General features: G+C 65.0%; 21 protein-coding genes. 12 read left to right on the top strand and 9 right to left on the bottom strand.

Features of this window, described 5'->3' with window-relative positions:
- The first annotated feature begins 83 nt into the window (after positions 1 to 83).
- The gene (locus PQ467_RS13965; RefSeq protein ID WP_274173982.1) at positions 84 to 569 is read left to right on the top strand and encodes a hypothetical protein; all 486 of its coding nucleotides are present in this window, start codon (positions 84 to 86) and stop codon (positions 567 to 569) included.
- A gap of 78 nt (positions 570 to 647) precedes the next feature.
- On the opposite strand, the gene PQ467_RS13960 is transcribed toward PQ467_RS13965, so the two are convergent.
- Genes PQ467_RS13960 through PQ467_RS13950 form a run of 3 tightly spaced genes read right to left on the bottom strand, consistent with a single transcriptional unit; the run spans position 648 to position 2,659 of the window.
- Positions 648 to 1,256, bottom strand: a complete 609-nt coding sequence (locus tag PQ467_RS13960; protein ID WP_274173981.1) for a YceI family protein — start codon at positions 1,254 to 1,256, stop codon at positions 648 to 650.
- Between the two features lie 12 nt (positions 1,257 to 1,268).
- Positions 1,269 to 1,853: an FMN-dependent NADH-azoreductase gene (locus PQ467_RS13955; protein ID WP_274173980.1), complete on the bottom strand. Its 585-nt coding sequence runs from the start codon at positions 1,851 to 1,853 to the stop codon at positions 1,269 to 1,271.
- Positions 1,854 to 1,882: 29 nt separating this feature from the next.
- Complete coding sequence (locus tag PQ467_RS13950) at positions 1,883 to 2,659, bottom strand: DODA-type extradiol aromatic ring-opening family dioxygenase (RefSeq protein WP_274173979.1); 777 nt, start codon at positions 2,657 to 2,659, stop codon at positions 1,883 to 1,885.
- A gap of 126 nt (positions 2,660 to 2,785) precedes the next feature.
- Between PQ467_RS13950 and PQ467_RS13945 the strand changes: the two genes are divergently transcribed.
- The 4 genes from PQ467_RS13945 to PQ467_RS13930 all read left to right on the top strand — a co-directional run bounded on the left by PQ467_RS13945 (position 2,786) and on the right by PQ467_RS13930 (position 7,708).
- Positions 2,786 to 3,694, top strand: a complete 909-nt coding sequence (locus tag PQ467_RS13945; RefSeq protein ID WP_274173978.1) for a LysR family transcriptional regulator — start codon at positions 2,786 to 2,788, stop codon at positions 3,692 to 3,694.
- Positions 3,695 to 3,789: 95 nt separating this feature from the next.
- Positions 3,790 to 4,536, top strand: a complete 747-nt coding sequence (locus tag PQ467_RS13940) for a FadR/GntR family transcriptional regulator (protein ID WP_274173977.1) — start codon at positions 3,790 to 3,792, stop codon at positions 4,534 to 4,536.
- Positions 4,537 to 4,718: 182 nt separating this feature from the next.
- The gene (locus PQ467_RS13935; RefSeq protein WP_274173976.1) at positions 4,719 to 5,570 is read left to right on the top strand and encodes a p-hydroxycinnamoyl CoA hydratase/lyase; all 852 of its coding nucleotides are present in this window, start codon (positions 4,719 to 4,721) and stop codon (positions 5,568 to 5,570) included.
- Positions 5,571 to 5,596: 26 nt separating this feature from the next.
- Positions 5,597 to 7,708: an acetate--CoA ligase family protein gene (locus PQ467_RS13930; protein WP_274173975.1), complete on the top strand. Its 2,112-nt coding sequence runs from the start codon at positions 5,597 to 5,599 to the stop codon at positions 7,706 to 7,708.
- Between the two features lie 9 nt (positions 7,709 to 7,717).
- On the opposite strand, the gene PQ467_RS13925 is transcribed toward PQ467_RS13930, so the two are convergent.
- A complete protein-coding gene (locus tag PQ467_RS13925) occupies positions 7,718 to 8,569 on the bottom strand; it encodes a helix-turn-helix domain-containing protein (RefSeq protein WP_274173974.1) in 852 nt (283 codons plus the stop codon).
- A gap of 126 nt (positions 8,570 to 8,695) precedes the next feature.
- Here PQ467_RS13925 and pobA point away from each other — a divergent pair, with 126 nt between their 5' ends.
- The gene (pobA, locus tag PQ467_RS13920) at positions 8,696 to 9,865 is read left to right on the top strand and encodes a 4-hydroxybenzoate 3-monooxygenase (RefSeq protein WP_274173973.1); all 1,170 of its coding nucleotides are present in this window, start codon (positions 8,696 to 8,698) and stop codon (positions 9,863 to 9,865) included.
- Positions 9,866 to 9,895: 30 nt separating this feature from the next.
- Here the strand turns inward: pobA and PQ467_RS13915 are convergent, their stop codons facing one another.
- Positions 9,896 to 10,675: a hypothetical protein gene (locus tag PQ467_RS13915; protein ID WP_274173972.1), complete on the bottom strand. Its 780-nt coding sequence runs from the start codon at positions 10,673 to 10,675 to the stop codon at positions 9,896 to 9,898.
- 136 nt (positions 10,676 to 10,811) lie between these two features.
- Between PQ467_RS13915 and trxB the strand changes: the two genes are divergently transcribed.
- On the top strand, positions 10,812 to 11,801 hold the full coding sequence (gene trxB, locus PQ467_RS13910) for a thioredoxin-disulfide reductase (protein WP_274173971.1): 990 nt from the start codon (positions 10,812 to 10,814) through the stop codon (positions 11,799 to 11,801).
- Positions 11,802 to 11,838: 37 nt separating this feature from the next.
- Here trxB and PQ467_RS13905 read toward each other — a convergent pair whose 3' ends face one another.
- The 4 genes from PQ467_RS13905 to PQ467_RS13890 form a co-directional block, all read right to left on the bottom strand.
- Positions 11,839 to 12,621, bottom strand: coding sequence for a hydrolase 1, exosortase A system-associated (locus PQ467_RS13905; RefSeq protein WP_274173970.1), 783 nt, complete (start codon positions 12,619 to 12,621; stop codon positions 11,839 to 11,841).
- Entirely contained in the window at positions 12,618 to 13,310 is a 693-nt protein-coding gene (locus PQ467_RS13900) for a hypothetical protein (RefSeq protein WP_274173969.1), read from the bottom strand. Before PQ467_RS13900 ends, PQ467_RS13905 begins: the two co-directional genes overlap by 4 nt.
- A gap of 51 nt (positions 13,311 to 13,361) precedes the next feature.
- Entirely contained in the window at positions 13,362 to 13,625 is a 264-nt protein-coding gene (locus tag PQ467_RS13895) for an acyl carrier protein (RefSeq protein ID WP_273618515.1), read from the bottom strand.
- Between the two features lie 123 nt (positions 13,626 to 13,748).
- Entirely contained in the window at positions 13,749 to 14,777 is a 1,029-nt protein-coding gene (locus PQ467_RS13890) for a GNAT family N-acetyltransferase (protein WP_274173968.1), read from the bottom strand.
- 26 nt (positions 14,778 to 14,803) lie between these two features.
- On the opposite strand from PQ467_RS13890, the gene PQ467_RS13885 reads away from it, so the two are divergent.
- From PQ467_RS13885 to PQ467_RS13865, 5 genes are all read left to right on the top strand, one after another.
- Complete coding sequence (locus tag PQ467_RS13885; protein ID WP_274173967.1) at positions 14,804 to 16,372, top strand: acyl-CoA ligase (AMP-forming), exosortase A system-associated; 1,569 nt, start codon at positions 14,804 to 14,806, stop codon at positions 16,370 to 16,372.
- Positions 16,369 to 17,598 carry a pyridoxal-dependent decarboxylase, exosortase A system-associated gene (locus tag PQ467_RS13880; protein ID WP_274173966.1) on the top strand — a complete coding sequence of 410 codons (1,230 nt, stop codon included), beginning with the start codon at positions 16,369 to 16,371 and terminating at the stop codon, positions 17,596 to 17,598. Before PQ467_RS13885 ends, PQ467_RS13880 begins: the two co-directional genes overlap by 4 nt.
- 305 nt (positions 17,599 to 17,903) lie before the next feature.
- On the top strand, positions 17,904 to 18,548 hold the full coding sequence (locus PQ467_RS13875; RefSeq protein WP_168602364.1) for an XrtA/PEP-CTERM system exopolysaccharide export protein: 645 nt from the start codon (positions 17,904 to 17,906) through the stop codon (positions 18,546 to 18,548).
- A 15-nt stretch (positions 18,549 to 18,563) separates the two neighbouring features.
- Positions 18,564 to 20,093: an XrtA system polysaccharide chain length determinant gene (locus PQ467_RS13870; RefSeq protein ID WP_274173965.1), complete on the top strand. Its 1,530-nt coding sequence runs from the start codon at positions 18,564 to 18,566 to the stop codon at positions 20,091 to 20,093.
- Positions 20,094 to 20,103: 10 nt separating this feature from the next.
- On the top strand, positions 20,104 to 21,213 hold the full coding sequence (locus PQ467_RS13865; RefSeq protein ID WP_274173964.1) for an AAA family ATPase: 1,110 nt from the start codon (positions 20,104 to 20,106) through the stop codon (positions 21,211 to 21,213).
- Positions 21,214 to 21,227 lie beyond the last annotated feature (14 nt).

Below are 21,227 nucleotides of genomic sequence, written 5' to 3'. Positions count from 1 at the left end.
CCTACAGCCTAAAGGCGCTGATAACTCTGCGGGGCCGGGCGATTCGCATAATGCGAATGGTCCGGCCTTTGGGAGTTGTTCTCATGGTCTTTAACACGCTGTTTTTGGGGCTGGGCGAGGCCTTGCGCCGGATGGGCGGTTCGGCATTGTGGCTATTGGCTCTGGTCGCGCTGGGCGCGGCGGGGTGGCAATATCATCGCGCCGCGCATTGGGCCGCCGCCGCCCGCGCCGCGCAAACCGCATGGGATGCCGAGCGCAAAGCCGCCGCCGCCGCCACAGCCGCCGCCCAAACCCGCTACAGGAGTCTTGCCGATGAAGCCGATGCCCAGCATGCCGCCGCGCTGGCGCAAGGGGATGCTCGCCTTGCTGCCTATATTGCCGCTCACCGCCTGCGCGGCGCGGCCCCCGATCCAGCCCGCGCCGCCGCCGATCAAGGTGCCGCAATTTCTGAAAACTCCGCCGCCGCCCCCGTCCTGGCGACAATCACGCAAGCCGACCTGACAATCTGCGATGCCAATTATGTTTACGCGCAGGCCGCCCATGACTGGGCCAATGGGTTGAACCCGTAGAACGACAAACCCCCGCCCGGCATCGCGCCGGACGGGGGTTTTGCGCAACCCTTGGGGGGCAAGGGTCGAGGGGGCCTCTTACTTGGCCTTTTCAAAGGCCGCGCTGATGCGCAGCGTCACGTCATCGCCGATCAGCGGGATATAGGTCTTGACGCCAAAGTCGGTGCGCTTGATCGCCGTGGTGGCGTTGAAGCCCACGGTATAGCCCTTGCTCAGCGGGTTCACGCCGCTGGCCAGAAACGCGGCCTTGAGCACCACCGGGCGGGTTACGCCGTGGAACGTCAGATTGCCCGTGATGTTGGCCGTGCGCGGGCCGGTGGGCGTGACGCCCGTCGAGGTGAAGCGGATTTCGGGATACTTGCCCGCATCCAGCCACGCATCGCTCTTCAATTCGCCGTCCAGCGTGGTGTTGGTGGTCGAAATGCTGCTGACCGGGATGGTGACATCCACCTTGGCCTTGGCGGGCGCCTTGGGATCAAGCACCAGCGAGCCGGTGACGCCGGTCAAATCGCCGTACCAATCCGAAAAGCCCATGTGGCTGACGGTGAACTGGACGCGGGTGTGGGTGGTTTCGACCGTGTAATTGCCCGCCTGCACGGCGGTGGGGGCGGGGTTGGCCACCGGCGACTGCGCAAAAGCAGCAACCGGGGCAACGATCAGGGCGGCGGCGATCAAAGAACGGATCATGGCGAGGTTTCCTTACAAGGCGCTGATTTGGGCGACCGCGCCCGAGATGGCTTCTTCGGCGGCTTCGGGGCCAAAGGCCATGCCTTCGGCGGTGACGACGGTGACATCATCGACGCCGACAAAACCCAGCAGGCTCTTGGCGTGGGGGACGGCAAAGGGGAAGCCGCTGGCATCGTCATACTTGCCCGCGCGGGCCTGGGCCAGAATGGCCTTCTTGCCCTTGACCAGACCTTCGGGGCCCTTTTCGGTGTACTGGAACGTGGTGCCGGCGCGGGCGACATAGTCGAACCAGGCCTTGAGCGTCGAGGGCATGCCGAAGTTATAGACCGGCAGGCCGATCAGCAGCACGTCGGCGGCAAAGACTTCGGCGATGATCGCGTCCTGAAGCGAGCGGGCGGCGGCGAAATCGTCGCCTTCGGGGGCCTGACGGCCGATCCCGGCCAGCGAGGCGGAGTCGACATGGGGCACCGGATTGGCGTCGAGGTCGCGCTCGACCACCGTCGCTTCGGGGTGGGCGGCCAGATAGGCGTTGATCAGCTTGTTGCTGACCGAGGCTTCGCCAGTGGCGGCCGAACGGATGACAAGAACATTAGCCATGGGAATTCTCCTGTTGGGGGATCAGTGGTTTAATCGAAACGGTAGGCGTCCATGCGCAGAACGCCCAAGTCGGTGGATTGATGCATGCGGGTCGCTTTTGCCCCTTCGCCCGCCGCGCCCAGCGCGACAAACAGGGGCAGAAGATGTTCGTCGGTGGGATGATTTTCCACCGCATAGGGGGCAAGGCGGCGATAGGAGACCAGATCGCAGGTGCGCCCCGCGATGATCGCCTCATCCATCCAGTCGGCAAAGGCCGATACCCAGGGCTGGGTTTCCCCATCGCCCAGCGCGCGGTTGATGGCGCGCAGGTTGTGGGTAAAGCTGCCCGAGGCCAGCACAAGGATGTTCTCCTTGCGCAAGGCGTTCAGCGCCCGGCCCATCTGCACATGATGGCCCGGTCCAAGGCGGCTCTGGATCGAAAGCTGCACCACCGGAATGTCATGGTGCGGCCACATCAGCAGCAGCGGCGTCCATGCGCCATGGTCCAGCCCGCGCCGCGTGTCGATCCCGGCGCGCAGGCCCGCATCGCCCAGCAGATCCACCACCCGCGCGGCCAGATCGGGCGATCCGGGGGCGGGATAGGTGAGGGCATAGAGCGCAGGCGGGAAGCCGTAGAAATCGTGGATTGTTTCGTTGACGCCGACCGCGTTGACGGTGGGCACATCGCTTTCCCAATGGGCCGAAATCACCACAATGGCGTCCGGGCGCTCCAGTTGGTCGCCAAGGCCCGCGATGAAGTGCCGCGCCGGGTGGTCCTGCAGCGCCAGCATCGGCGAACCGTGTGAGAGGTAGAGGGTGGGCTGCATCGGTCTTCTCCGTGCCAAGGCTTGCTTGGCGTTGAGAGCTAGATAAGCTAATGACTTTCGCATTCCAATCAGCCAATATTGCAGATCATCCATGCGAAAACGGATAGGGTAAGATGGGTTGGGCCGATGGATTGGGATGACGTTCGCAGCTTTCTGGCCATTGCCCGCACGCGCAGCCTGTCGGGCGCCGCGCGCGAACTGGGCGTGCGCCAGTCCACCATGAGCCGCCGTCTTGAGGCGATGGAGGCGCGCAATGGCGCCCGCCTGCTGCAGCGCACGACCAACGGCTATGAACTGACCGCGCTGGGCGAGGCGGTGCTGGGCAATGCCGAGCGGATGGAGGCCGAGGCCATCGCGGTCGAACGCATGGTGCAGGGGCGCGATGTGGCGCTTTCGGGCGTGGTGCGGCTGACGACGGTGGAGGTGCTGGCCAACCTGCTGCTGCCCGGCGCGGTGCGTGCCCTGCAGGCGCGCTATCCGGCGATCACCCTCGATGTCCTGACCGAAAGCCGCTCGCTCAGCCTGTCCAAGCGCGAGGCCGACATCGCCATCCGCATGACCCGGTTCGACAGCCAGGACGTGATCACCCGCCGCATGACGACCGCGAACAGCGCGCTTTACGCCAGCCCGGATTACCTGGCCGCGCATGGGCAGGATCTGGCCAGCGCGGACCATGCGGTCATCACCGTGCTGGAGGATCACGCCCATCAGCCCGAGGCGCGCTGGCTCTCCGAAATGCTGCCCCATGCGCGCGTGGCCATGCGCAACAACAGCCGCGACGGGCAATTGGCCGCGGCGCGGGCGGGGATCGGGGTTGTCTGTCTGCCCTGCTATCTGGCCGATCGCGATCCCGGCTTGGTGCGGCTGGATGCCGGGCTTGGCCCATCGCGTGAGGTGTGGCTGGGGGTGCATGCCGATTTGCGCCACATGCCGCGCATCCGGGCGGTGATCGACGCGCTCAACGAAGCCTTTGCCGCCGAGAAGGACGTGTTTTCCGGCGAGGCGCAGGACAGGCCGCAGAGCGGGAAGGCATAAGGCAGCGCCATACGCTTTGTGCGCAGCATTTTACGGCAGGCGTTGCGCCCCGGCCCCGGCGGGCCTAAACAAAGGTTCAGGGAGATTTCGTCATAATGTCATCCACACCCACGCCGCCGCCCGCCACCCGATCGCGCAAGCGCAAGGGGGGCGAGGGGCTGCGCATTCATCAGTCGATCGCGCGCAAGCTGGGCATTGCCATCCTCAACGGCACCTATGAGCCCGGCTCGTCGCTGGGCGGAGAGATCGAGGCATCCGAACGTCTGGGCGTATCGCGCACCGCCTATCGCGAGGCGATCCGCATCCTGATCGCCAAAGGGCTGATCGAGAGCCGGCCCAAGGCGGGCACGCATGTCCTGCCCCGGCGGCGGTGGAACCTGCTCGACCCCGACATTCTGGCGTGGATGTTTTCGGAAAAGCCGGACCATAATTTTGTCCGCGACCTGTTCGAACTGCGCGGCATTATCGAGCCGGAGGCGGCGGCGCTGGCGGCCGAGCGGCGCGACGAGGCGCATCTGGGGCTGATGCGTCAGGCGCTGGACGGGATGCGCGTCCATGGCCTTGCCTGCGGCGAGGGGCAGGCGGCCGATCAGGATTTCCACTCCACCATGCTGGAGGCGGCGGGCAATGATGCGCTCACCTCGCTGATCGGATCGGTGGGGGCGGCGGTGCGCTGGACCACGCATTTCAAGCAAAGCAATTCGCCCGTGCCGCGCAATTCCCTGCCCGAGCATGAGGCGGTGCATCAGGCCATTGCCGCGGGCGACCCGGATGGCGCACGCCGCGCGATGCGCGTGCTGCTCGACTATGCGCGATCGGATGTGGTTGATAGTATGGCCTGAATCTTTTGATGCACGGCTGCGGTTCTGGGCGGCCCGTTCCGGTTTGATGCCGGGGCGGGCCGTTTTTGTATCCGCGTTGAGAGGGCTTGCAGAGCGGCTTGACGCGCCCGGGATAAATGTTATGAATAATAGCATACGCCGCCCCAAGCGGGCGGCATCGTCCATTCGGAGAGGAGCCTGTCATGACCGAACAGACCGTTGATCGCGCAGAAGAAGATACCGTTGCCGTCACCATCGAAAACCGCATCGCCTGGGTGAAGTACAACCGCCCGGAAAAGCGCAATTGCATGAGCCCCAAGCTGAACCGTCAGATGACGCGCGTGCTGGCCGATCTGGAATTCCGCGAGGACGTGGGCGTGGTCGTGCTGACGGGCGAAGGCTCGGCTTTCTCGGCGGGCATGGACCTTCAGGAATATTTCCGCGAAAACGAGCAGAAGGGCCTGTGGGCCACCCGCAAGGCCCAGCGCGAAGCCTATAACTGGTGGGAGCGTCTGCGTTGGTATGAAAAGCCGACCATCGGCATGATCAACGGCTGGTGCTTTGGCGGCGCCTATGGCCCGCTCTATGCGGTCGATATCGCCATTGCCTCGGACGATGCCAAGTTCGGCCTGTCGGAAATCAACTGGGGCATTCTGCCCGGCGGCGGCGCGTCGAAGGTGGCGCAGGAGCTGATGCCGCTGCGCAAGGCGATGTATCACGCGATGATGGGCGAGAACCTGACCGGCAAGCAGGCCGAAGCGCAGGGTCTGGTGACCGAAAGCGTGCCGCATGACCAGTTGGTTGCCCGCGTGACCGAAATCGCCGAGGCGCTGCTGAAGAAGGACGCCAATGCGCTGCGCGCCACCAAGTGGGCGATGCGCCGCATGGTCGAAATGACCTATGACAACGCCGAGGATTACCTGATCCGCGCGCAGGAAGCGCTCAATGGCTTTGGCGGTCTGGCCGCGCGCAAGGAAGCGACCAAGCAGTTCCTTGACGAAAAGACCTTCAAGCCGGGTCTGGGCACCTTCGACATCACCAAGATCAACAAGTAATCTTCCACTCGGAGAGGGCAGTTAAGATGGCAAGACTGGAACGGGCGAGCATTGCTCGCCTGCTCAAGCCGCGCAGCGTGGCGGTTGTCGGCGCAAGCGACAAGCCGGGCGCCCTGGGCGCAACGCTGATCAGCAATCTGGACCGTGCCGGATATGCGGGCGCGATTTACCCGATCAATCCCAACCGGGACAAGATCGGGGAGCGCGCCTGCCTGCCCTCGGTGGATGCTTTGCCCGATGGCGTGGATGTGGCGGTGCTCGCCATTCCCCGCGCCTTCGTGCTGGATACGATCAAGGGATTGGCCGCGCGGGGCGTGGGCAGCGCGATCATCTTTGCCGCCGGTTTTGCCGAGGATGGCGAAGCGGGCATGGCCGAACAGGCCGAGATCGGCCGCATCGCCGCCGAATCGGGCATGGTGATCGAAGGGCCGAACTGCCTTGGCATGGTCAACCATGTCGACGGTGTGCCGCTGACCTTTGTGGAAACGGCGATTGTGCCGCCTGCCGGGCGTCGCTCGGTGTCGGTGGTGTCGCAGTCGGGCGCGATGGCGGCGGTGCTGTGCACCACGCTGCTGGCGCGTGAACTGGCCTGTTCCTATTCGGTTTCGACCGGCAATGAGGCGGCCTCGGGCGTCGAGGATTATCTCGACTGGCTGGTCGATGATGCCGATACTTCGGTGATCGCGATGATCGTCGAGCAGTTCCGCGATCCGGCCCGCTTTATCGCGGCGGCGGACCGGGCGCGCGCGGCGGGCAAGCCCATCGTGCTGCTGCACCCCGGCAAGTCCTCGGCGGCGCGCGAATCGGCGGCGACACACACCGGCGCGATGGCAGGCGATTACAAGCTGATGCGCGCCAAGGTGGAGCGCACCGGCGTGATCTTTGCCGAAACGCTTCAGGAATTGGGCGATATTGCCGAGATCCTGATCCGCTGCGCTTCGATGAGCCATCCTTCGGCCGCCGTGCTGGGCGAATCGGGCGCGTTCAAGGCGCTGACCCTCGATCTGGCCGAGGAACTGGGTCTGCCGCTGGCCGATCTGCATGATGAGGACAGCCCGGAACTGCGCGCTGCCTTGCCGCCTTTCGTGCCGGTCTCGAACCCGCTGGACATTACCGCGCAGGGCCTGTCGCAGCCGGTGATCTATACGCAGTCCTTGGGCGCGCTGATGGATGATGCGCGCGTGGGCGCGGTCGTGGCCGGGATCATCCAGTCCGACCCGATCACGGCCAAGATCAAGGTGCCCGCGATTGTGGCGGCCTTGGATGGTCGCGCAATTTCCAAGCCGCTGGTGTTTGCGGGCCTCGATGAAGGCGCGGATATGCCCGCGCATTACATCGCCGATCTGCGCGCGCGCGGCATTCCATGGTTCCCCACCACCGAGCGGGCCTTCCGCGCTCTGGCCGCGCTGACGCTGCGGGCGGCCTTGGACCTGACCAATGCGGCGCCGGCGGCTTTGTCGGTGGCGGGCCTTGGCGATTATGCAGGCGTGGTGGCCGAATATCAGGCCAAGGCGCTGCTCGGCCCGCTGGGCATCAGCTTCCCCTCGGGCCAGTTTGCGGCCGATGCCGAAGCGGCGGTCGCGGCGGCCGAGGCTGTCGGCTATCCCGTGGCGATGAAGGCGCAGGCGGCAGCCTTGGGGCATAAGTCGGATGCGGGCGGGGTGATGTTGAACCTTGCCGATGCTGATGCTGTGCGTGCGGCTTTCCCGAAAATGGTGGCCAATGTCGCGGCCTATGATGCTTCGATTACGCTGGATGGCGTGCTGATCGAAAAGATGGGCAAGCGGGGCCTCGAAATGATCGTGGGCGCCAAGAATGATCCCGAGTGGGGTCCGGTGGTGCTGGCCGGTTTTGGCGGGGTGACGGCGGAAATTCTGGCCGACGTGGCCTTGATTACGCCTGATCTGTCGGAAGAAGCCATTGTCGAGAAGCTCTATGGGCTGAAGCAGGCTGCTTTGCTCAAGGGCTATCGCGGTTCGCCTGCGCTGGACGTGGCGGCGCTGGCCAAGCTGATCCGCCAGATCAGCGCGGTGCTGCTGGCCGAGCCGCGCATTGCCGAAATGGACCTTAACCCCGTAATCCTGCATCCGGTGGGCGAGGGCGTTGTGGCGCTCGACGCGCTGATGCTGGTGCAGTAACAGATGATCTCAGGCGGAGTGATCTCGCTCCGCCTGAGGCCGCTGGCCCATCACGCGCAGATAAAAGCGCGAGAAATAAGACGGGTCGGCAAAGCCCAATTCCTGCGCGATTTGTGTCACGCTGGCGTTGGTATAGCGCAGCAGGCGCTGCGCCTCGACGCCCAGACGGCGGTGGATCACATCGAGCGGGCTGCCCCCAAGGCGAGCATGGCACAGGCGCCCCAGCGTGCGCGGGGTGCAGCCGATGCTGCCGGCGTAAAAATCCAGACCGCGATGTTCGCGCAGATGCACCTCGACCAGATGGCGGAATTGCGCGAGGCGGCGGTCATCCACGCTCTCGGCGGTTTGATCGGGATCCGGCAAAGACCGCGCCAAAGCCTCGGCCATGGCGAGGAAGAGATGACCATCCTGCCATTCCTGCGCCAGCGCGTTCATTTCGGCCGCCAGCAGGCCCACCCGCCGCGCCGCGCTTTCGCCCATCGTGCCATGCCCGCCCTTGGCCAATAGGCGGCGCAAGGGATCTTCCGCCCCTTGCGCCCGTCCGGCAAAATCGAGCGAAAGCGTCAGCACATGCCCATGCGTGCCGGGGCTGAAGCGAAAGCCATGCACGCTGCCCGCAGGCAGCACGACATAGGCAGGCGGGGCAAGCGCGAAACGCGCGCCATCCAGCGTCACCTCGGCATGGCCTGCGCTAACGATAAGTACCTGTATGCCGCGCTCATGGCGATGGGGCGAGATTTCCCAGTCATGCAGGCTGGATCGCTCGGCAATCGTCTCGATATGCGCAAAACCGGCGGGTGATGGCGTATGGCTCTCGCCAAACAGGCCATAGACGGGAATGGCAGGGGATGTTTTGCGCATGTCCGAAAAGTGCCAATAAAATGACCGACCGATCCCTTTCCGCATAGCTGCGCCGCTGTCAATATCCTCGCCAATCGGCCTGCCCCCGTAACGCTGGCCGCCTATGGAATATGGGAGAATACATCCATGAAAACTCAGGTCGCCATCATTGGCGCCGGGCCTGCGGGCCTGCTGCTGGGCCATTTGCTGAAATCCGAAGGCGTCGATTGCCTGGTGCTGGAGCGCCAGACCGGCGATTATGTGCTGGGCCGTATCCGCGCGGGCGTGCTGGAACAGATCACCGTCGGCCTGATGGAGCGGCTTGGTCTGGATGCGCGCCTCAAGGCCGAGGGCCTTGTCGAGGAAGGCTTCAACCTTGCCGATGGCGAACGCCTGATCCGCATTGATGTGGCGAACCTGACCGGCAAGACCGTGGTGGTTTACGGCCAGACCGAGATCACCAAGGACCTGATGGATGCCGCCCCCTCGCGCGGGCTGGAAGTGATCTATCAGGCGGGCGATGTGGCGCTGCATGACATCGAATCCGAAGCACCCTATGTCACCTATACCAAGGACGGAGCCGAGCAGCGGATCGACGCGCGCTTCATCGTGGGCTGCGACGGCTTCCACGGCCCCAGCCGCAAGGCGATTCCCGCCAGCGTCGCCCGCGAGTTCGAGCGGGTCTATCCCTTTGGCTGGCTGGGCATTCTGGCCGATGTGCCGCCCTGCAATCACGAGCTGATCTATGCCAACCACGAGCGCGGCTTTGCGCTGGCCAGCATGCGCAGCCATGTGCGCAGCCGCTATTACGTCGACGTGCCGCTGACCGAAAAGATCGAGGACTGGAGCGACGACCGCGTGTGGGACGAGCTGGCGATCCGCCTCGGCCCGGATGCCGCCGCCAATATCACGCGTGGTCCTGCAATCGAAAAGTCCATCGCCCCGCTGCGCTCCTATGTGTTCGAACCGATGCGCCACGGCAGCCTGCTGCTCTGCGGCGATGCGGCCCATATCGTGCCGCCCACCGGGGCCAAGGGCCTCAACCTTGCCGCGTCCGACGTGCATTATGCGGCGGAGGCTTTGGTCGGCTTCTTCCGCCGCGCCGATAATGATGCGGTGATCGGCTATTCCGCCAAGGCGCTGGCCCGCGTGTGGAAATCCGAGCGTTTCAGCTGGAGCCTGACCAAGCTGATGCACCGCTTCCCCGAGGACGGCCCGTTCGAACGCGCGATGCAGGTGGCCGAGCTGGACTATATCGCCACCAGCAAGGCGGCCCAAACCAGCATTGCCGAAAACTACGTCGGCCTTCCTGTCTGATGCAGTGGGGCGGAGGGAAACTCCCGCCCCTTACAGTTTCCAGTTGAAGTTCAGATTGACATAGGTGCGGTTGGGCTGGTTCGCGCTGCCCGGCCCCAGCCGCATGTCATAGCCGGTTTCGGCCGAGAGCGACTTGTCCTTGCCCAGCAGTTTCAGGCGCGCGACCGCCCCCGCATCATGGCGCGCCAGCGGCGCGAAATTGTCGAACGTCCCCAAATCGCCCCGCGCCACCATGCCCAGCGCCAGCGCCGAATTGAGCCGGTAAAACGCGCTGGAATTATAGGAAAGATGCATGGGGTTGGGGTTGGCCAGCGACTTGTTGCCCTTGACATCGACCTGAAGATCGACCGGGCCGGACATATGGCGCAGCTTGACATTGGTGGCCATATTGCGCGCATCGGCAAAGCGTTGCTCGATGCCCACGGCCAGCAGGCTGGGATCGCCCAGCTTGTACGTGCCCAGATCCTGAAACTTTACGCCCGGATCGGGGAACATGTCGTTCTTGCCATGCCTGGCGCCGTTGACCACGATGGCGCGGCCATTCACGGTTCCGCCCCAACTGTCGGGCGAAAATCCGGTATATTGCCCCGTGGCCGCAATGTTCATGGCCAGCGCCGCATCCATCGCCCGCTCCAGCTCCGGCCCGGTTTCCTCGGCAATGGCCATGGCCGTTTCCTCGACCGAGGTTTCCTCGCGCATGTCGATGCTGCCCTGCAGCGCCTCGGGCCATGGCGCGGGCGCATCCTGCGCGCAGGCGGGGGCGGCGGACATCAGGGCGCAAAGGCCAAGGAGGAGAGGGCGAATGGGCATGGTCGGTTCTAAACTGCGTGAACAAAATCCAGACTTGGCCGCACTATAGCGAATATTGGGGCAAGGAACAGAGCGCCATACTGGCATTCCTCGCCACTCCTGCCTATCTCGGCGCGGTTAGGAAAGTGAGAATCGCATGGCAACGCATACTACTCGGATGCTCATCATTGGTTCCGGCCCGGCCGGGCTGACCGCAGCGATCTATGGCGCGCGGGCGGGTTTGAACCCCATCGTGGTGCAGGGGCTTCAGCCCGGCGGGCAATTGACCATCACCACCGACGTTGAAAACTATCCCGGTTTTCGCGAGGCGGTGCAGGGCCCCTGGCTGGTCCAGGAAATGCAGGCGCAGGCCGAGCATGTGGGCACGCGCATGATGTGGGACACGATTGTCGATATCGACCTGTCGGGGCCTCCTTTCCGCGCCATCGGCGATTCTGGCGATGTCTATGAAGGCGACACGCTGGTCATCTGCACCGGGGCGCAGGCCAAGTGGCTGGGCACCAAGGGCGAGCAGGAATTTTCGGGCAAGGGCGTTTCTGCCTGCGCCACCTGCGACGGCTTCTTCTATCGCGGCAAGAAGGTCGTGGTGATCGGCGGCGGCAACACCGCGGTTGAGGAAGCGCTGTATCTGACCAACCATTCGCAGGATGTGACGCTGATCCACCGCCGCGATTCGCTGCGCGCGGAAAAGATCCTTCAGGACCGCCTGTTTGCGCATCCCAACATCAAGGTTTTGTGGAACAAGGAAGTCGAGGAGTTCATCGGCGATGGCGCCATCGGCGGGGCGGGCCTGACGGGCCTTGCGCTGGTCGATACGGTCACGGGTGAAAAGTCGGTCGAACCGGCGCAGGGCGCTTTTGTGGCGATCGGCCATGCGCCCGCCACCGACCTGTTCAAGGGCAAGCTGGAGCTGGACGAAAGCGGCTATATCGTGGTCCAGCCCGGCACGCCCAAGACCGCGATCCCCGGCGTGTTTGCGGCTGGCGACGTGATGGACCACACCTATCGTCAGGCCGTGACGGCGGCGGGCACGGGCTGCATGGCGGCGCTGGATGCGGAACGCTTTGTCGGCGCGCTGGATTTTGCGGCGCAGACCGGTGCTGATGTCGCTGGGGTCGAAGCCTGACAGCAAGAGGGCGGCGGTTGATCCCGCCGCCCTTTTCTCATGCGGCCTTCAGCGCCGCGATGATCTGATCCATCAGCCATGTTCGCGCATGAGGCTCAACAAAGGAATGGCTGGCCCCATCGCAGCGGGCGATGCGGGCATCCTTGCCATCCCACACCCCGGCAAAGGCCTGCGCGGTCGAATCATTGCCCGCCAGCAGCAGCCGCACCGGCCCCGCAAAAGCCCCCAGCCCATCGCGCATCTGCTGCATCAAGGGCGCAGGCGGCGGCGCGGGCCGCGCCAGACGCAGCAGCGAGCCGAACAGGCCGGCGAGCGACACCTTGCCCGTGATCAGCCGCATCAAGGCATCGGTATTCACCAAACGCTTGCGATAATGCGCGCGCAGGGCCTGCACCGAAGGCCCGGCATTCTCCTCCTCAAAGGTCCAGGGATTGGACAGCACCAGCCCATCGACCCCCGCGCCCGAGGCCAGCATCAAGGCGCTGGCCGCATCGCAATTGCCCAGTGCGATCACCCGCTTCATCGAAGGCACCGCCGCGCGAAAGGCGGCAAGGGCCGCGCTTAGATCGGGGGCGCTGGATTGGAATCCGCCATTGGCCCCCTCGCTCTCGCCCACGCCGCGGCGGTCGAAACGAAACGCGGCATAGCCCTGCGCCACCGCGCCCTCGGCAATGCGCGCATGGCTGCCCCATGCTCCGCTGCGGATTTCATTGCCCCCCGAAACGATCAGCAGGCCCGTCTCCGGCGCGCCTTCTGGCGTATCCAGTGTGGCGCCAAGCATCGCGCCCTCGCAGGGAAATTTCAGCATCCGGCGCATCATGCTGCCTCCCTCTGGGCCAGCGCCACCGCGATGATCGCGGCCAAGGCGTCCGCCTGCGCCTCATCCTCGCCCGGTTCGGGGCGCATCCACAATCCGGGGCCGCCCAACCCATCCTGCGTGATGGTTTGCACGGCGGGATCCTCGCGCGCCACCAATCCGCCAAATTCGGCAAGGAAATCGGCCCCCAGCCGGTATCCGGCCAGTTCCAGCCCATGCACCCGGCCGCGTTCGAGCAAACTGTCCTGCGTCTCGCTCTGCCCCGCCTCGCGCGCGGCAAGGATGCGGGCGCGCAGCATCTGGCGCAACTGGCTGGCCCCGGCCACCGGCGCGTAATGCCACCCCGGCACCCCGCGCGGCGCGGCCAGCGCCCCGCCGCGCATGGTCAGCATGTGGCTGGCCGCGAAATGGCGTGCCGCGCCCTCCATGGCTACCTGCCAGTCGCCGGGCGTCTGCGCCTCAAGCGGCAGGATGCTCTCGTTCAGCCCCGGCAGATCGGGGAGCACGCAGGCGATCCCTCCGGCCGAGAGCCGCCGCATCACCTCGACGGTAAAGCGGCGCAGCTTGTTGCCCTCGTCAAACAGCGCGGGAACGATCAACAGACAGGCCTTGGCCGCGCCATCGGGGCGCAGCGTCAAGGCCCATTCCTCGACCGTCCCGCCGCCGGGCAGCGGGCAGGGCCATTGGGTCATGTTTTGCAACCTGCAATTCCTTTTCGGTTCAGGCCGCTTCTGCGTGTCGTATCAGGCCGCGCCCCGGCGCTCCGTCACGAAATTCAGCAGCGAGCCATAATCGGCCAGCATATCGCCATCGACATCCTCATCCTCGACGATGATGCCCAGACGATCCTCGATCTCCGTCAGCAGCCCGGCCACCGCCATCGAATCCAGTTCGGGCAAATGGCCAAACAGGCCGGTTTGCGCCGTAAAGGCCTCGGCCTGGCCCGGTTTCAGCCCCAGCACATCGCGCAGAATGGCGCGCAGCAGTTGGTCGGTGTCGTCTTGCATGAGATTCCTGTAGGTTTAATTCACCGAGCCCCGGTAGCCGCCCTATGGGTTTGCCTCAAGCTTTGCCTGCATAGCGGCATTTGGTTTCCAAATTATCGACGTCAAATTATTCGGGCCGATCAATCATCGCGCCATCACCCGGCGCAGCAGCGATTTGGCGATTGGCGCCCACTGACCGGGGCGCAGCGGGTGATAGGCGGTGATTCGATAGCGCGGGCGCTGCTGTTCCATCCAGTCGCGCTTATAGGGATCATCGCCGGTGCCGAAATCGACGGTATGCACATGGTCGCCGTCAATCACCCGTTCAAACAGCGCCGCCGACAGGCTGGTGCCCGGCGAGATCGGCTTGGCCGCTTCGACATAGGCCAGCTTGTGGATATAGGCGGTGCCGTTTTCCACGGTCCACATTTGCGCGGCCACAGGCTGGTTCACGCCCTCGATCTCCCCATGGGCCAGGCCCATGCGCAGACGGCCCGCCGCGCCTTCTTCCTGCGCAAAGCGGCGCAGCAGGGCGGGTGAACCTTCTTCCGGTTTCCAGCTTTGCGCATAGACCGCCTCGTAATCGGCCCATGCCGCATCGCTGAAATGGTCAAAGAGGGTGATCGCAACCTTCTTGGCCTTGCGCTTTAACGTGGTGCGCAAAGGGCCGGGGCGGGCGGCGAGATATTGCGCATACGACCGGCCATCGAGGCGCAGAAAGTGGTTGGTGTCGCAAGCCGCACGTTCGACAATCCACCCCGCGCGGGCAAAGGCGGCGCACAGCAGGCTGGCCTCGCCATCCTCATCCGGCACCGGCCAGAGCGTGATGCGCCCCGTAGCCTTGCGCAAATCCCGCGCCAGCGCCGTCAGCAGCCCCAGCCCATCGGCCCCCGCCGAAACGCGCGGCCGCACCGTAAAGGCATACCAGTTGGCCAGCGGTCCCAGTTCATCGGACTTTGACACATCGGCGCGATGCGCCAGCGGCAGCACCGCCACCGCATCGCCATCCCGCGCCACGCCCAGCAGCGGTCGTACCCCGCCCAGTTCGGCAAGGCCGGCAAACCATTCCAGCCGATCAAAAGGGCCGGGCGCAGCCGGGGCACGCAGCAGCGCGCTCAAAGCATAATCGCCTTGCAGTTCGTTAAGGTTAGCGTGATAGCTGATCCGGGTCACAAGCCTGTCCGAAATCGGGAAAATCCATGGTACAGCACAGTATTCCGCTCGAAACCGCACCATTGCCGCTGGACCATCTGGCGATCCGGGGGCGGGATGAGGCGCCTGCGCTCGTGCTGCGCGAAGGTGTTCTTAGCTACAAGGATTTAACAGAGCGTGTCGGTGCGATGGCGGCATGGCTGGCGTCGCGGGCGCAGCCGGGCGACCGTATCGCCACCTGGGCGGCCAAGGGCGAGCTGACCTGTCTGATGCCTTTGGCGGCGGCGCGGGCGGGGATGGTGCATGTGCCGATCAATCCTTTGCTCAAACGCGCGCAGGTGGCGCATATTCTGGCCGACAGCGGGGCGGTCTTGCTGATCGCCACGCCTGCGCGGTTGGCCACGCTGGAGGCGGGCGATGCGCCTTGCCCGGTGATGGCCGAGGGCGAGGTGGTGGAGGAGAGCCGGGCGCATGATCCGCTGGGGCCTTCGCGGGGTGATCCCGATGATCTGGCCGCGATTCTTTATACCAGCGGTTCGACCGGGCGGCCCAAGGGGGTGATGCTGTCCCATGCCAATATGTGGCTGGGGGCGCAGAGCGTGGCGCATTATTTGGATCTGCGCCACGATGACCGGGCGCTGGCGGTGCTGCCTCTCAGCTTTGACTATGGCCAGAACCAATTGCTCTCGCATTGGTATGCCGGGGCCAGCGCGGTGCCGCTCGATTATCTGATGCCGCGCGATGTGGTGAAGGCGATTGATCGCCATGGCGTGACCACGCTGGCCTGTGTGCCGCCGCTCTGGGTGCAATTGACGGAATTGGAATGGCCCGCGCATGTGGCCGCCAAATTGCGGCGGCTGACCAACAGCGGCGGGGCGTTGACGGTCGATCTGGTGCATCGGCTGCGGGCGATCTTTCCCGATGCGCGCCTGTTTGCGATGTATGGCCTGACCGAGGCGTTTCGTTCGACCTTCCTCGACCCCGCGCTGATCGACACGCATCCCACCAGCATGGGGCGGGCGATTCCCCATGCAGAGATTCTGGTCGTCAATGACGACGGCGCCATCGCGGGCGATGATGAGGAAGGCGAGTTGGTCCATTGCGGCCCGCTGGTGGCCAAGGGCTATTGGCAGGATGCGGCGCGCACCGCCGAGCGGTACAAGCCCGCGCCGCAGGGGTCCGTCTATGGCGGCATGGCGGTGTGGAGCGGCGACCGGGTGCGGCGCGATGGCGCGGGCCTGCTCTATTTCGTCGGGCGGCGCGATGCGATGATCAAGACCGCGGGCAACCGCATCAGCCCGCAGGAGATTGAGGACGCGGCGATCGCCACCGGATTGGCGGCCGAGGCGGTGGCGCTGGGCCTGCCCGACGAGCGCTTGGGGCAGGCGGTGCATCTGGTGGTGCGCGCCGCGCCCGGCGCCGATCAGGCGCGCGAGGCTCTGCCGCAGCGGCTCAAAGCCGATCTGCCCAATTTCATGCAGCCTTCGGTGATCCACTGGAAGGAGGCCATGCCCATCAGCCCCAATGGCAAATTGGACCGCACAGGATTGTATCAGGAAATGCTGGAATGGAAGATTGCCGTCGATCAGGCCACCTCGCGGGAGCGTGATGCATGAAGCCGTTGGGGCCGATTCCGGCGGGTTTTGCCGGGCGTGACGGGGTTTTGACGATTGACGGGGCCAAGGTCACCGAACTGATCGCGCAGAGCGGGGGGGCAACGCCGCTGTTTGTCTATTCGGGCGCCATGCTGCGCGCGCGCGTGGCGGATCTGCGCGCGGCGATGCCCGACCGGCTGGCCATCCATTATGCGATGAAGGCCAATCCCTTTGCGCCCTTGCTTCGGCTGATGGGCGGATTGGTGGACGGGTTTGACATTGCCAGCAGGGGCGAGTTGGGCATGGCGCTGGAGGCGGGGCTGGACCCCTCGCGCATCAGCTTTGCCGGGCCGGGCAAGCGCGACATGGAATTGCAGGCTGCGATTATGCGCGGCGTGACGCTGAACCTCGAATCCGAGGGCGAGGCCGAGCGCGCGCTCAAGATCGCCGAGCGAATCGGTAAAACCCCGCGCTTGGCGATACGGGTTAACCCTGATTTCGGCCTTGCGGGATCGGGCATGAAAATGGGCGGCGGTGCCAAGCCCTTTGGCGTGGATGCCGAGCGTGTGCCCGAACTGGCGCGGCGAATCGTGGGCGCGGGGGCGGAATGGCGCGGTTTTCACATCTTCGCCGGGTCGCAATCGCTCTATACCGATGCGATCATCGAAACGCAGGCGCAAACCATCAAACTGGCCGCCCGGCTGGCCGAAGAGGCGGGCGTAGGCCTGCCGCATTGCAATCTGGGCGGCGGGCTTGGCATTCCCTATTTCCCCGGCGACACGCCCGTCGATGCGGGGCGCGTGGGCGAGGCGCTGGCGCGCGAATTTGAACAGATGCCTGACGTTCTTGCCGAAACGCAATTCTGCATCGAACTGGGCCGTTATCTGGTGGGCGAGGCGGGGGTTTACTTGACCCGTATTGTCGATCGCAAGATCAGCCATGGCGAAGTCTATCTGGTGACGGATGGCGGATTGCATCACCAACTGGCCGCCAGCGGCAATTTCGGAACGGTGGTGCGGCGCAACTATCCCGTTGCCATTGCCACGAAATTCGGCGCCGAATCGGTTGAGGAGGCCAGCATCGTGGGCTGTCTTTGCACCCCGCTTGACCGGCTGGCCGACAAGGCGGGCTTCCCTCGGGCCGATGTGGGCGATCTGGTCGCGGTGTTTTGCGCGGGCGCCTATGGGGCCAGCGCCAGCCCCTCGTCCTTTTTGGGGCAAGGTCCGGCACGCGAGATGCTGATATAAGGCATTTTGCCTAGATTTGGCGGATTTGCTTTTACCAATACGGCTTTACTTGGCCCGCGTGGGTGCGGGCCAAGTTTTGCGCAAGACGCGCCAAGACGCCGCAAGAATCGCGGCTGTTAAGAAGTTTCCGGCAATTGTCCCTATCTGGGACCGCCATCCAAAAAGGCCCGTTTCGGCCGGTTGAGTGCCTCAATGGCTAACCGGATCTTTACCCTTCTTGCCCATACCCCACCTTGAAATGCCGTACCTTCCATCAGGAATGCTTCCTGTTGGCCAACCGGACGGCGCCGTCGAGGAAAAGGACCATGTCGAGCAAGAGTTTTGCAACGCTGCTTGGCGGAGCTGCGCTGGCCAGCGTCGCCATGGCGGGCTGCGCCGACGCTAGAACCGCCCCGCGTTTGCCCTCCGCCAACTTTGTCGCGCTTCAGGAAGGGCCGGGCGAGGATTACGTGATCGGGCCGATGGATGAACTGACCGTGTTCGTCTGGCGCAATCCTGAACTGGGCGCGCGCGTCCAGGTCCGCCCCGATGGCCGCATCACCACGCCGCTGATCGCCGACCTGCCCGCCACGGGCAAGACGCCCAGCATGCTGGCCCAGGACATCCAGCTTCAGCTGAGCCAGTATATTCAGGATCCGCTGGTCTCGGTGATCGTCAACCGCTTTGCGGGCACCTTTTCCGAACAGATCCGCATCGTCGGCGCCACAGGGCGCCCCGCCTCGATCCCCTATCGCGCCAACATGACCATTCTGGACGCGATGATTGCGGTGGGCGGCATGAATGAATTTGCCGCCGGCAACCGTTCGAAGCTGGTTCGCTTCGACAAGGCCACCGGCAAGCAAAAGGAATTTTCGCTGCGCCTTGGCGACCTTTTCAAGAAGGGCGACTCCAAGGCCAACGTGATGCTGATGCCGGGCGATGTGATCATCATCCCCGAAAGCATCTTCTAAGCAGGGGGCCATCCGATGAATACGCTTCTGGAAGATTTCCGGGCAACGTTGCACAGCATCTGGCAACGCCGCTGGCTCGCGCTCGCTGTGGCGTGGGTGGTGTGCGTGCTGGGCTGGCTGGGCGTTTCGATGGTGCCCAACACCTATGAATCGCGCGCGCGCATCTTTGTCCAGCTCTACGATCCGCTGGCCGCGCAGGTCGGCATCAACGACACCGACCGCAAGGCCGCCATCGACAAGGTGCGCGATTCGCTGACCGGCACGCTCAATCTGGAGCGCGTGATCCGCTCGACCCGTCTGGGCGAGAACATCACCACGCGCAAGCAGATGGACGGCGCCGTGGCGGGCCTTGGCAAGGCGATCAAGATCAACGCCGATCAGGACAATCTGTTCACGATCACAGCGCGTTCGGCCTCGATGCGCTATTCCGATGGCGAAAACGCCCGCCTGTCGCGCGATGTCGTCCAGAAGCTGATCGACATTTTCCGCGAGGAAAACCAGAACGGCGGTCAGGGCGAAATGAAGCAGACGCTTCAGTTCCTCGACCAGCAGCTGGCCAACCGTCAGGGCGAGCTTCAGGCTGCCGAACAGCGCCGGCTGGCCTTTGAATCGCAGCATCCCGAACTGGCGCAGGGCGGCGTTTCGCTGATCCAGCGTCTGGAACAGAGCCGCGCCTCGATCCGTGGCCTCGACGCCGACATTGCCGCTGCGCAAAGCTCGCTGGCCGCTATTCAGGCCCAGGTCGCCAGCACGCCCCAGACTGTTGCCGTTGCCGGCCCGACCGGCGGCCTGCGTGGTCAACTGGCGCAGGTTCAATCGGATCTGGCGATGATGCGCGCTCGCGGCCTGACGGAAAACCATCCCGACGTGATCACCGCGCGCAACCAGATCGTCTCGCTGCGCCAGCAGATCAAGGCCGACGGCAATTCGGGCGTCGCTTCCGGCACGCCGAATCCGGCCTACAGCTCGCTCGAATCGATCCGCGCCGAGCGGCAGGCCAATCTGCAATCGCTGCAGGCCCGCCGCGCCGCCGCCGAGGGCGAGATCGCCCAGATCACCTCGCAGCAGTTCACCAACCCCGAACTGATGCAGGAAGCGCAGAACATCAGCCGCGACTATGACGTGCTGAAGAGCCAGTATGACAAGATGCTGACCGACCGCGAAAACCTGCGTCTCAAGGGTCAGGTCGTCTCGGCCCGCGGCACGGCCAAGATCGACGTGCTCGATCCGCCGGTTTTGCCCCGCGCGCCCACCGCGCCCAACCGTCCGCTGCTGCTGCTGATCGTCCTGGCGGGCGGCATCGTGGCCGGGATCGGCGTGGCTTTCGCCGCCGGTGAGCTTCAGTCGAGCTTTTCGACCACGAGCAAGCTGGAGCGTTCGACGGGGCTGCCGGTGCTGGGCGCCATTTCCCAGACGCTGACCGCCGAAGGCGCGGCCAGCAAGGCACGCCGCACCCGCAACTTCTACGCCGCATCGGCGGCTCTGGGCGGCGTGTTTGCCCTGCTGCTGGCGATGGAATTCATCCAGCGCGGCACGATCGCCTGAGGAGGATGACATGAACGAACCTCTCAAGAATCAGGACTTTCCGCAAAAGCCCGAGGAATCGCACAGCTCGCTGATCCAGCGCGCGATGCAGGCCTTCGACCGCGGCCAGTTCGTGCCGCCCTCGGGCCCGGCCGATCTGCTGCCCCCCTCGCTGACGCCGCAGGCGCCGCAGGGGGCCGCCGCCCAGCCGCAGGCCTATGCGCCGGTCAACCCGCAAGCGCCGATCGCCCCGCAGGCACCTTTGGCCCCGCAGGCCCCGGTGAACCCCCAGGCTTATGCCCCGGCCCCCATCGTGGCTCCGGTTGCCCCGCCGCCGCAATATGGCGAGCACACCCAGCAATTTGCGCCCCAGCAGCCTGCCTATGCGCCCGCTGCTCCGGCGCAAGCCTTTCATCGCATCAACCATCAGCGCCTCGCGCTCGAAGGTTTCGCGGTGCCGGGCGGCGCAGCCAATGCGCAGGTCGAGGAATTCCGCCTCGTCAAGCGCCAGTTGCTCGAACAGGTCGAGGACCTGCGCCGTCAGGGCGCCGGCGTCGAGGCGCAGGCGATCCTCATCACCTCGGCCCTGCCCGAGGAAGGCAAGACCTTTGTGGCGATCAACCTTGCCATGTCGATCGCGGCGGAAAAGGACAGCGAAGTCGTGCTGGTCGATCTCGACATGGCGCGTTCCTCGGTGCTCTCCACGCTGGGGCTGCCCGGTGGTCCGGGGCTGGTCGATGCGATTGCCGATCCGCGCATCGATGTGCGCGATCTGGTGATCAAGACCGATCTGGGCGGGCTTTCGGTGCTGCCGGGCGGGCGCCCGACTGCTTCGGATTCCGAATATCTGGCCTCGGCGCGGGCGCGCTCGGTGCTGGCGCGTCTGGTCGAAGGCCATCCCAACCGCGTGGTCGTGTTTGACACGCCGCCGGTGCTGGCCGCCGCCCTTGCGGTCGAGGTCGCCAAGCTGTCGGCTCAGGCCGTGCTGGTGGTCAAGGCCGAAAAGACCTCGGGCAGCGCGGTGCAGGATGCCGCAGGGCTGCTCTCGGCGGGCTGTCCCAATGTGCAGGCGCTGCTCAACGGGGTGCAGTTCAGCCCCAGCGGCCGTCGCTTCGGCACCTATCACAACTATCGCGGGTAAAGATCATGCGGGCG

Source organism: Novosphingobium sp. KACC 22771 (genome assembly GCF_028736195.1).
In the GTDB taxonomy this organism is placed as follows: domain Bacteria; phylum Pseudomonadota; class Alphaproteobacteria; order Sphingomonadales; family Sphingomonadaceae; genus Novosphingobium.
The sequence above is the reverse complement of the archived record's forward strand: the minus strand, read 5'-3'. Positions and strand labels throughout refer to the sequence as shown.